The sequence below is a fragment of the Amycolatopsis kentuckyensis genome, assembly GCF_002155975.1.
GTDB lineage: Bacteria > Actinomycetota > Actinomycetes > Mycobacteriales > Pseudonocardiaceae > Amycolatopsis > Amycolatopsis kentuckyensis.
On record NZ_MUMI01000177.1, the window covers coordinates 21,954 to 31,736 of the forward strand.

General features: G+C 72.5%; 12 protein-coding genes. 5 read left to right on the forward strand and 7 right to left on the reverse strand.

The window, feature by feature from the left end; translation table 11 throughout:
- Positions 1 to 9 precede the first annotated feature (9 nt).
- Complete coding sequence (locus CCN39_RS18045) at positions 10 to 1,170, reverse strand: MFS transporter (RefSeq protein ID WP_086843464.1); 1,161 nt, start codon at positions 1,168 to 1,170, stop codon at positions 10 to 12.
- 120 nt (positions 1,171 to 1,290) lie between these two features.
- Here CCN39_RS18045 and CCN39_RS18050 point away from each other — a divergent pair, with 120 nt between their 5' ends.
- The 4 genes from CCN39_RS18050 to CCN39_RS52605 all read left to right on the forward strand — a co-directional run bounded on the left by CCN39_RS18050 (position 1,291) and on the right by CCN39_RS52605 (position 4,602).
- Positions 1,291 to 2,061, forward strand: coding sequence for a maleylpyruvate isomerase family mycothiol-dependent enzyme (locus CCN39_RS18050; protein WP_244210846.1), 771 nt, complete (start codon positions 1,291 to 1,293; stop codon positions 2,059 to 2,061).
- A gap of 52 nt (positions 2,062 to 2,113) precedes the next feature.
- Entirely contained in the window at positions 2,114 to 2,542 is a 429-nt protein-coding gene (locus tag CCN39_RS18055) for a MarR family winged helix-turn-helix transcriptional regulator (RefSeq protein WP_086843467.1), read from the forward strand.
- A gap of 41 nt (positions 2,543 to 2,583) precedes the next feature.
- Positions 2,584 to 3,036 carry a PadR family transcriptional regulator gene (locus tag CCN39_RS18060; protein WP_244210843.1) on the forward strand — a complete coding sequence of 151 codons (453 nt, stop codon included), beginning with the start codon at positions 2,584 to 2,586 and terminating at the stop codon, positions 3,034 to 3,036.
- A 117-nt stretch (positions 3,037 to 3,153) separates the two neighbouring features.
- Entirely contained in the window at positions 3,154 to 4,602 is a 1,449-nt protein-coding gene (locus tag CCN39_RS52605; protein WP_086843469.1) for an FAD-dependent monooxygenase, read from the forward strand.
- A 396-nt stretch (positions 4,603 to 4,998) separates the two neighbouring features.
- Here CCN39_RS52605 and CCN39_RS18070 read toward each other — a convergent pair whose 3' ends face one another.
- Entirely contained in the window at positions 4,999 to 5,517 is a 519-nt protein-coding gene (locus tag CCN39_RS18070; protein WP_086843482.1) for a GNAT family N-acetyltransferase, read from the reverse strand.
- Positions 5,518 to 5,527: 10 nt separating this feature from the next.
- Positions 5,528 to 6,409 (reverse strand): TetR/AcrR family transcriptional regulator C-terminal domain-containing protein, encoded by an 882-nt coding sequence (locus CCN39_RS18075; protein ID WP_086843471.1) that lies wholly within the window; start codon positions 6,407 to 6,409, stop codon positions 5,528 to 5,530.
- 138 nt (positions 6,410 to 6,547) lie between these two features.
- Here CCN39_RS18075 and CCN39_RS18080 point away from each other — a divergent pair, with 138 nt between their 5' ends.
- A complete protein-coding gene (locus CCN39_RS18080; RefSeq protein WP_086843473.1) occupies positions 6,548 to 7,213 on the forward strand; it encodes a DUF2306 domain-containing protein in 666 nt (221 codons plus the stop codon).
- A gap of 118 nt (positions 7,214 to 7,331) precedes the next feature.
- On the opposite strand, the gene CCN39_RS18085 is transcribed toward CCN39_RS18080, so the two are convergent.
- The 4 genes from CCN39_RS18085 to CCN39_RS18100 form a co-directional block, all read right to left on the reverse strand.
- Positions 7,332 to 8,258 (reverse strand): LysR family transcriptional regulator, encoded by a 927-nt coding sequence (locus CCN39_RS18085; RefSeq protein ID WP_244210845.1) that lies wholly within the window; start codon positions 8,256 to 8,258, stop codon positions 7,332 to 7,334.
- Positions 8,179 to 8,556: a DUF427 domain-containing protein gene (locus CCN39_RS18090; protein ID WP_086843476.1), complete on the reverse strand. Its 378-nt coding sequence runs from the start codon at positions 8,554 to 8,556 to the stop codon at positions 8,179 to 8,181. Before CCN39_RS18090 ends, CCN39_RS18085 begins: the two co-directional genes overlap by 80 nt.
- A 64-nt stretch (positions 8,557 to 8,620) precedes the next feature.
- Positions 8,621 to 9,385, reverse strand: coding sequence for an HAD family acid phosphatase (locus tag CCN39_RS18095; protein WP_086843478.1), 765 nt, complete (start codon positions 9,383 to 9,385; stop codon positions 8,621 to 8,623).
- Positions 9,386 to 9,466: 81 nt separating this feature from the next.
- Positions 9,467 to 9,783: THUMP-like domain-containing protein (locus tag CCN39_RS18100; protein WP_434781112.1), on the reverse strand; the 317-nt coding region annotated here is incomplete at its 5' end.

Sequence of the window (9,783 nt, forward strand, 5' to 3'; positions counted from 1 at the left end):
CACGGAAGTTTAGGCCGAACCGGCTCGAGTGAGTCGGGGTTCCCGCAGCGACGGCGCCAGGAAGACGATCCCGAAGGTGACCACGACCGCCGACGACAGGGCCCAGTGCAGGCCGACGCGGGTCGCGAGTGCGCCGACCAGCGCCGGCTCCACCAGGAATCCCAGGTACCCGCACGCCGCGACGGCGGCGACCGCCCGGCCCGGTGCGTCCGCCTGCTTCCGGCTCGCCACGCTCCACGCGATCGGCACGATCCCCGCCACGCCGAGGCCGACGACCGCGAACCCGAACACCACCGCGATCGGCCACGGCGCCGCGAGGACCACGGCGAAGCCCAGCACCGCGACCGCGGCCGCCGCACGGACGAAGCGGACCGCGCCCGTCCGGGCCACCACGCGGTCGGCGACCAGCCGGACCGCGATCATGGTCCCCGAGAAGGCGAAGTAGCCGAGTGAGGCGAGCGCGGGTGTCGCGCCGGTGACGTCGGCGAGGTACACCGCGCTCCAGCTGTTGACCGCGCCCTCGGCGACGAACCCGCAGAACGCGATCACGCCCAGCGGCACCAGGGCCCGGCTCGGCCACGCGAACGCCGCGCCGCCCTGGCCGCGGTCGGCGCCACCGAGGAAGCGGGTGCGGGCCGCCCACAACGCGAGCGCGAGCAGCACCGCGCCGGCGACCGGGAAGTGCACGGTCACCGGGACGTGCAGGGCTTCCATCAGCGCGTCGGCGCCCGATCCCGCGAGGCCGCCGATGTTCCAGAAGGCGTGGAAACCCGCGAAGATCGGGCGTCCGTAGCCCTCCTCGACGCGGGCCGCGTGGGCGTTCATCGCGACGTCCAGCAGGCTGTTGCCCACGCCCAGCACGAAGAGCGCGGCGAAGAACACCGGCGCCGACCACGCGAGCGCGACCAGCGGCAGCCCCGCGCACAGCACGACCGCGCCGAGCACGACGGCCGCCCGGCTGCCGATCCGGGTGAGCAGCGCGCCCGCACCCAGCAGCGCGAGCACCGATCCGGCGGCGAGGCCGAACAGCCCGGTCGCCAGCTCGCCGGTGCTCAGCCCGAGCCGTCCCTGCACCGCGGGCACCCGGGCCAGCCAGGTCGCGAACGCGGCGCCGCACACCGCGAACACGACCGAAACCCCCAGCCGCGCGCGGTTCAACTCCCCAGTCACCCCGCCACCCTACGGATCTTGGACCGCGGCGAGGCGGCTGTCCAGGTCCGGGGAGGTCGTCTTCGGGGCACCCGATCATGACCCCCCGGCCCCCGTCCGCGGGCCTACGGTGGCAGGGTGATGTCTTTGAGCCACGACCGGCTGGCCGGCGCCCTCGTCACCGAAGCGGACCGGTTCGGGACGGCGATCGCGGGCGCCGCACCGGACACGCGCGTCCCGACGTGTCCGGAGTGGACACTGCGGGACCTGGCCTGCCACGTCGGGGTCGCCTACCACAAGTCGGCCGTGATCATCGCGAGCCGGCCCACGGGTTACGTGCCGTTCGAGGCCGTCACGATCGACGAGCCGCCCGCGTTCGAGGCCCTCGGCGGCTGGCTGCACGACGGCGCGGAACGGCTCGTCGCCGCGGTGGCCGAGGTCGGCTCCGAGACCCCGACGTCGACGTGGACCCCCGATCGGCGCGCCGGGTTCTGGACGCGGCGGCTGACCCACGAAACGGTCGTCCACCGCGCGGACGCCGCCTTCGCGACGGGCAGGCCGTACGACGTCGACGCCGATCTCGCCGCGGACGGCATCTCCGAGGGCCTGGGACTCGTGGCCGTCTTCGCGCGACAGCCGCACCCGGCGCTGGACCGGACGTCGCTGCAGGGCACCGGCGAGACGCTGCTGTTCCACGCCACCGAACCCGAGACCGGCTGGCTCGTCCGGCGGACGCCGTCGGGAGTGGAGGTGACCGAGGAAACCGTCGCCGAGGCCCACGTCGTCGTCGAGGGCCGCGCGGTCGACCTGCTGCTCGCGCTGACCCGGCGCATCGCCCCGGAAGACCCCCGGCTCACCGTCTCCGGCGACGCGGCGCTGTTCGACCACTGGCTGGCGAACACGCGCTTCTAACCCCGTGTCAGGGTCCTTACACAACCCCAGCAGGATGCGTAAGGTTCCTGTCATGAGTGAACCCTCGACGGGTGATCGGCCCGGCTACCTGCTCAAACGCGCCCAGCAGGCACTGAACCAGGCCTGCACCGACCGGCTGCGCCCCCTGGGCCTGTCGATGTCGCAGTACGCCGTCCTGCGCGCGCTCGACGACCACCCCGGCGCGTCGTCGGCGGAACTCGCCCGGATCACCTTCGTCACGCGGCAGTCGCTGCGGGACGTCCTGGGCGGCCTGCAGTCGGCCGGGCTGGTCACCGTCGCCGAGCAGGCGACCGCCGGCCGGGCGCGCCCGGTGACGCTGACCACCCAGGGCCGCGACCGGCTGGACGCCGCCGAAGACCTGATCACGCAGGTCGAAACGCAGATGCTCGGCACACTTTCGACCGACCAGCGGCGCTACCTGGCCGACCTCCTGCGCACCTGCGTCGGCAACCTGACTTGACGGCGGTCGTATAGTCGGTTCCGACTAATAGGGAGCGACCAGTGCCGCCACGCAAGATCCGCAACACCCTCGCGCTGGCCCTGCTCGGCCTGCTGCTGGAACGCCCGATGCACCCGTACGAAATGGCGTCCACGCTGCGCGAGCGCTACAAGGGCTCGACGTTCAAGATCAACCCGGGTTCCCTCTACGACACCGTGGAGGCCCTGGCGAAGCACCGCTGGATCGAGCCCGTCGAGACGGTCCGGGACGGCAACCGGCCGGAGCGGACCGTCTACGCGCACACCGAACTCGGCCGCCAGGAGTTCGTCGCCTGGCTCGACGAGCTGGTCCGCGAACCGGTCGAGGAGTACCCGAAGTTCGTCGCGGCGGTGAGCTACCTCGGCGCGCCGCCGACGCGCTGGAGGAACGTGCCCGCCACCTCGCCGAACGCATCGAGGGCGCGGAGACGGCGCTGGCCGAAACCGTCGGCAAGGGCGCGCCGCGGCTGTTCATGATCGAGGTCGAGTTCGTCCGGCACGCCTGGCGCGCGGAGCTCGACTGGGCACGCCGCACGGCGGCCGAAATCCGGTCCGGCTCGCTGCCGTGGCCCGAAAACTTCTGAGGGGAAAGCCATGTCCGATCCCGATGTCCTCGTCGCCGGCGCCGGCCCGGCCGGCCTGCTGCTCGCCGCGGAGCTCGCGCTGGCCGGCGTCCGCACCACGATCGTCGAACGCCTGTCGGAGCGCCCGCCGTACTGCCGCGGCTTCAACCTGAACGCGCGGGCGCTGGACCTGCTGGACCGCCGCGGCCTGGCCGAAGGGCTGGTGGCCGAGGGACACCGGGTGCCGCACGCGCCGGTCACCGGCCTGCCCGGCCCGCTGCTGCTCGACGGCGCGGCGACGGACCACCCGTTCTCGCTGGGTATCCCGCAGACGCGCGTCGAAGAGGTCCTGGAGGCCCGGGCGCTCGAACTGGGCGTGGAGATCCTGCGCGGCCACGACCTGCGCTCGTTCACCCAGTCCGCGGACGAGGTCGCCGCGGTGGTCCACAATGGACGTTTCGGCCGGACGATCCGCGCCCGCTTCCTGGTCGGCTGCGACGGCGGCCGCAGCACGGTGCGCAAGCAGGCGGGCATCGGTTTCCCCGGCGTGGACGCGCGCTGGTACGCGCTGCTCGGCGACGTCGAGTGCGAGCTGCCGTACGGCCCTTCGGCGGGCCCGGACGGGCGGAGCCTGTTCGTGATCCCGCGGCCGGGGTACGTCCGGATCGTGGTCCGGGAGGACGATCCGCCGTCGGACAAGGACACCCCGGTCACGCTGGAGCGGTTGCAGGCGCAGGTGGACGCGGTCCTCGGCCGCCACGTCGAGCTGAGCGCGCCCCGCTGGCTGAGCCGCTTCGGCGACGCGGCCCGGTTGGCGTCGAAGTATCGCGAAGGCCGGGTGCTCCTGGCGGGCGACGCGGCCCACATCCACCCGCCGGCGGGGGCGATCGGCGTGAACGTCGCGCTCGACGACGCTTTCAACCTGGGCTGGAAACTGGCGGCGACGGTGCTCGGCACGGCGCCGGAGGGCCTTCTGGACACGTACCACGCCGAGCGGCACGCGGCGGGCGAGCGGATCCTGGCGAACACGCGGGCACAGGTGGCGCTGGAGGAAGCCGGCGAGGAGCCGTGGGCGGACCTGATGCGGCGAGTGGCGGCGCACCCGGCGGGGAACCGCGCGCTGGCGGAGATCATCACGGGGCTGGACGCGTGCTACGAGCCGGGCGGCCACGCGTGGCTGGGCCGGCTGGCTCCGGACGTGCCGCTGAAGGTGGCGGGGGTGGAGACGCGGCTGGCGGCGCTGCTGCACGCCGGGCGGCCGGTTCTGCTGGACCTGACCGCTTCGGGGTCGTTCGCCGCGTGGTCGGCCGGGGTGGACGTCGTGGCCGCTGCCAGTCCGTCCACTTCGGACATCGACGCGGTGCTGCTGCGGCCGGACGGGCACGTCGCCTGGGTGGGCACGCCCGGCTCGGGTGACGCGGGGCTGGCGGAGGCGATGCACCGGTGGGTGGGCGAGGTTCCGGTGCCGTCGTCCGCCTGACTCGGGTGGCCAGCAGGCGGGGGCCGCAGACTCCCCCGCCTTCCCTGGCAGGGTTCCGGCTGAAAGCAGGTGGATGCCCGATCCGCCGGTGCGGGCGAAGGTGCCGCGCAGTGATTTGCCGTCCACTGCGATCGCGGGTGGTGCGGCGGTGGCGTGGTGATCCAGCCGCTGATTGCGTGTCGAGGTCGTCGCCGTCGAGGTCGGAAAGCACCCGTCGCACGGTTGCCTCGTCCGGGGGATATGCCGGCCGCGGCGGCGGTCGAACCGGGTTCCGAGCCGGGCCAGCAATCGTTGCGGGGCGTGGGCGTCCCGATCGCGGTGAACGATCCGGCTCCGGCAGCAACCGCGGCCGAGCGGCCGACTTCTCCACACCCCGGCCACGTTGTGGACACGCCCTCAGCGGGGGCGGTTCAGGACCGCCCGCTCCTCCACTCGTCCATCCAGCACGAACCTGCTGTGCACCGCGAACCCGAGCTTCTCCACCGCCCGGGCCGAAGGCGTGTTCGCCGGCTCGTACACCGCCATCAACCGGTCCGTCCAACCGGACTCGAACGCTCTGTCCCGCACCGCCGTCGTTGCTTCCGTGGCGTAGCCGCGGCCCCAGCCCGAGGGGGCTATCCACCAGCCCATCTCCACCGCCGGCAGGCCGAGGCCCGACTCGGCCGCGCTGCGCCGGACCAAGGACACCACTCCGTCGAACGAGCCCGGGGCCGCCGATACCGCGAACCAGCCGAAGCCGTGCTCTGCCCAGTGCGTCAGCGTTGCGCGGTGTTTGGCCAGGGTGTACTCGTGGCTCCACGGCTCGCCCGTGCCCACGTACCGGACCGTCTCCGGGAGCTGGGCCAACGCGAAGAGATCGTCGAAGAAGTCTTCCGACCACGCGTGCAGCGTGAGCCGTTCCGTGGTGATCAACACCGGGTCCACCCTATCCGAGCAGCACGCCGATCCCGTCGAGCTGGCGTTGCAACCCGAACTCGAACGCCTCGTCGAGGTCGACGTTCTCGACGCCCGTCATCACCTCGGCCAGCGTGGGGAACCGGCCCGAATCGAGGAACCGGCCCAGCAGCGCCATGTCCGCCGCCAGGCGCTGGGCGCCCGTGATGCCCGTGTCCTGCTCCGCCTGGACTTCGAACGCGTTGCTCGCCGCCAGGCCGCCGACCCAGCCGTTGAGCGTCATGATCACCTGCAGCTTCACCCGCCGCCTCAACCCCGTTCCCGCCAGTGCGCGCAGGGACCAGTCCACCAGGCGCAAGCCCGCCGCCAGCACCGGCGGGCGGACCAGGGAATTGAGCAGGATCGGCGCCAGCCACGGGTGACGGCGGTACGCCCGCCACTGCGCGCGGGCGGCGAGTTCGAGGCGGGGCCGCCACGTCGCCGGGCCCGGCTCCGGCAGCTCCGCCTCCCCGAGCGCGACGTCGGCCATCAGCCGGAGCAGCTCGTCCTTGTCCGGCACGTGCCGGTACAGCGCCATCGGGCCGACCCCCAGCCCGGCCGCCAGCCGCCGCATCGACAGCGCCGCCAGGCCTTCGGCGTCGGCCAGGGTGATGGCCGCGCGGACCAGCGCGTCCCGGCCCAGCGGCGGCTTGACCGGCGTCCGGTCGGCGACGACCGTGCCGCTGCCCGGGACCGCCCGCACCCAGCCCTGCTCGCCCAGCGCGGACAGCGCCTTCGCCGCCGTCGCCATCGCGACACCCCACTCGCGGACCAGCGCCCGGGTCGACGGGACGCGGTCGCCCGGCCGCAGCTCGCCCGCGGTGATCCGGCGGCGCAGGTCCGCCGCGATCCGGAGGTAGGGCGCCTCGGTCACGAACACTCCGTACTAGAACAGTTGGCAGCAGACCCTAGAACGCTTTCAGGGTACTCCCCCAATGTCAGCACCAAGGATTGCCGATCCGGAAGGCCGCTGAATACGGTGCGGATACACCGTACGAAATCAGGGAGAACCATGACGACGACCGAAGTCCGCCGCCGCCCGAAGCCGTGGGTGTTCCCGCTCGGGCTGCTGGTCACCGCCTTCCTGGTCTTTTCGCTGCCGCCCTACCTCGGACTCGACCCCGCGCAGTCGCGGATCCCGGCCCCCACCGGCTGGTACTACCCCGTACTGGTCACGCACATCGGCATCGCGACCGTCGCCATGGTGACCTGCGCGCTGCAGATCTGGCCGTGGCTGCGGCAGAAGCACCCGGCGGTGCACCGCCGCACCGGACGCGTCTACGTCTTCGCCGGCGCGATCCCGGCGTCGATCGCCGGTTTCACCATCGCGCTCGCCGCGCCGTTCGGCCCGGTCGCGGCCGTGTCGAACGTCCTGCTCGCGACGCTCTGGTTCGGCTGCACCGTGCAGGGCTACCGGATGGCGCGGGCGCGGCGGTTCGGTGAGCACCGCCGCTGGATGATCCGCAGCTTCGCGCTCTGCATGTCGATCATCAGCAACCGGATCTGGGGCGTCGTCTGGGCGATGGTGCTGACGCCGCAGCTGGACACCACGTTCGGCGGCAGCGAAGTCGCGCTGGGCCAGGCGATCGCCGGGATCACGACGTGGACCGGCTGGGTGCTCCCGCTGCTGGCCGCCGAGTGGTGGCTGGGCCGGGGACGGCGGCGCGCGGCGGCCTGAGGGGCGCCACCGCGCGGGGGCATCCGCCTTGCTCGCCAACGCTCGAACGGCCAGCATCTGCCGAAGAAGCTGCGCTCCGGTGCCGGCAAGATGCTCGCAGCTCGGCGCGCCGGCCGAGTCACCACCGGGCGGCGTCCGCGAGCAGTGCGTCCCGCACCGCCGCGGGCCCGGCTCGGCAGGGCTCGGTGCGGGTGACCGCGAACAGCGTGTTGATCGGCGGCTCCTCCGGCTCCAGCAGCGCCACCAGCTCGCCCGAGGCCAGCTCGTCCGCGCAGAGGTACCGCGGCAGCACGCTGACGCCGAAGCCCGCCCGCACGCAGGCCAGGACTCCACGCAGGTCGGGGACGACGACCGCCGGGCCGGCCGGCGGGCGCGCGCCCAGGACCGAACGCCAGTAGCGGCGGATGATCGGCAGGTCCTCGGCGTAGGCGACCAGCGGCGCCGTTCGCGGGTCGCCGTCGAAACCGCGCGGGCCGACCAGGACGAACTCCTCGTCGGTCAGCGGGGTGGCCGTGAAGGCGCGGCCGCGGGGGCGGATCGTCGAGACCACCAGGTCGAAGCGCCGCCGCGCGAGGCCGGTCAGGAGGTCGTCGGCCAGGCCGAAGGTCACCCGCAGCTCGAGCCCGCGCCCGACCAGGTCCGCCAGCGCGGGCAGGACCCGCACGGTCGTCAGCTCGGCCGGGCCGGCCAGGTGCACCGGCGCGGCGAACGGATCCGCCTCGCCGACGGCCACGGAGGTCAGCGCGTCGATGTGCGGGGCGATCCGGGCGGCCAGCTCGTCGGCCACCGAGGTCGGGGTGACGCCGCGGGCACGGCGGACGAACAACTGCCGGCCGAGCTGGTCCTCCAGGGCCCTGACCTGCGCGGTCACCGTCGGCTGGGACAGGCCCAGTGACGGGGCCGCGCCGGTCAGCGAGCCGGCCCGGTGGACGGCCAGGAACGTGCGCAGCAGGTCGAGGTCCAGCTCAGTCCTCGACCAGTTCGATCGAGTCGACGACGTTCGGGTAGAACGCGACGTGGTCCTTGATCGGCGCGACCGCGTCATACGGCTTCTCGTACGTCCAGACCGCGTTCTCGGCCTGCACGTCACCCACGTTGAGCGAGTAGTAGCCCGCCTCGCCCTTGTACGGGCAGTACGTCTCGTGGTCGGTCCGCTCGAGCACCGCCGCGTCGACGTCCGCCAGCGGGATGTACTGGACCGCCGGGTAGGTGGATTCCTGCAGGGTGAACGCGTTGCGGCTGTCCGCGATGACGCGCCCGCCCGCCTTGACCACCACGCGGGCCTTGGTCGGCTCGACGGTGATCGGGTGGTCCGGGCCCGGCTGCAGAACCTTCTTCGCCATCTCAGCTCCCTAACGAGTTCTGTGTATCGGGAGCAGCACCCCGGGCCCGGCGGTTATTCCCCGATCAGGGCAGGTAGTACATCGGGTTCGGCAGCTTGACCGGACGCAGCGCGTAACCGCCTTCGAGGTCGCTGAACTGGTCGCCGAGGTTGAGGACGATCTTCGCGCCGGTCGCCTCGATGTGCGCCCGGGTGCCCGACTTGTACTGGACGGTGTTGCAGGTCAGCCCGCACGGCAGGTAGTCGGGCGCGGTCGTCTTCGGCTTGAAGAACGCGCCCGCCGGGGCCGGGTAGCCCTCGTTGGCCAGGTTCTTGAGCGACTGCGGGCCCTGGAACTCGTTGCGGCCGGTCAGGAAGTAGACCTTGACGCCGCGCTGCGAGGCCCAGTTGGCCAGCTCCAGCACCGGCTTGTTGGCGACGAACGTGCCGTTGTCGATGGCCTGCTGCTGCTTGACCGGGTCGAAGCCGAAGTCGTTGTCGGCCTCCCAGCCGTAGGTGACCTCGGAGGTGTCGTCGACGTCGAGCACGATCGCCGGGTTCTTCACCTTGCCCAGCGACTGCTGCAGGTAGCGCTTGGCGTCGGAGACGATCCGGCCGGTGTCCTTCACGAACTGGCTGGTGTCGGAGTAGTGGTGCTTGCCCGCGGCGTCGAGGTAGTCGCCGTAGTACGCCTTGACGTCCAGCTTGACCTGGCCGATGTTGGCGGGCTCCTTCGAGCGCGCGGCCGTCGATTCGTCCGAGCCGGCGAGCGCGGTGGCGCCCGAGGCGACGGTGGCGCCGATGGCCGCGGCGGCGGCGAGCTTGACGAGACCTGACCATTTTCCGGACACGGCGAACCCTCCAGTGGAACTTGACGACCCGGGGAACCTACGTCACGTTCACCCGGAGTTCCACCCCTCGAAAGTTTCCGTTCACGTGATTCTTTCAGCGCGGCACAGGAACGCGACGGGCGATCGCCCGATCCGCGTCAGCACCACCGACGCTTCCGCGGCACCCCGGGGCTTCAGCCGCCGCCGCAGCGCGTCCGGGTCGACGTCGAGGCCCCGCACCAGGATTTCCAGCCGTCCGACGTCGTGTCGCTTGAGGACGGCTTTCAGCGCCTTCTCGGTGTACGGCCCGTGCTCCAGGACGCGGAACGCCCGCACGCCCGGTGGCGGCGTGTCGCCGGTCAGGTACGCGATGCGTTCGTCCAGCTGCCACAACCCGTGCCGCGCCGCGTAATGGCGGA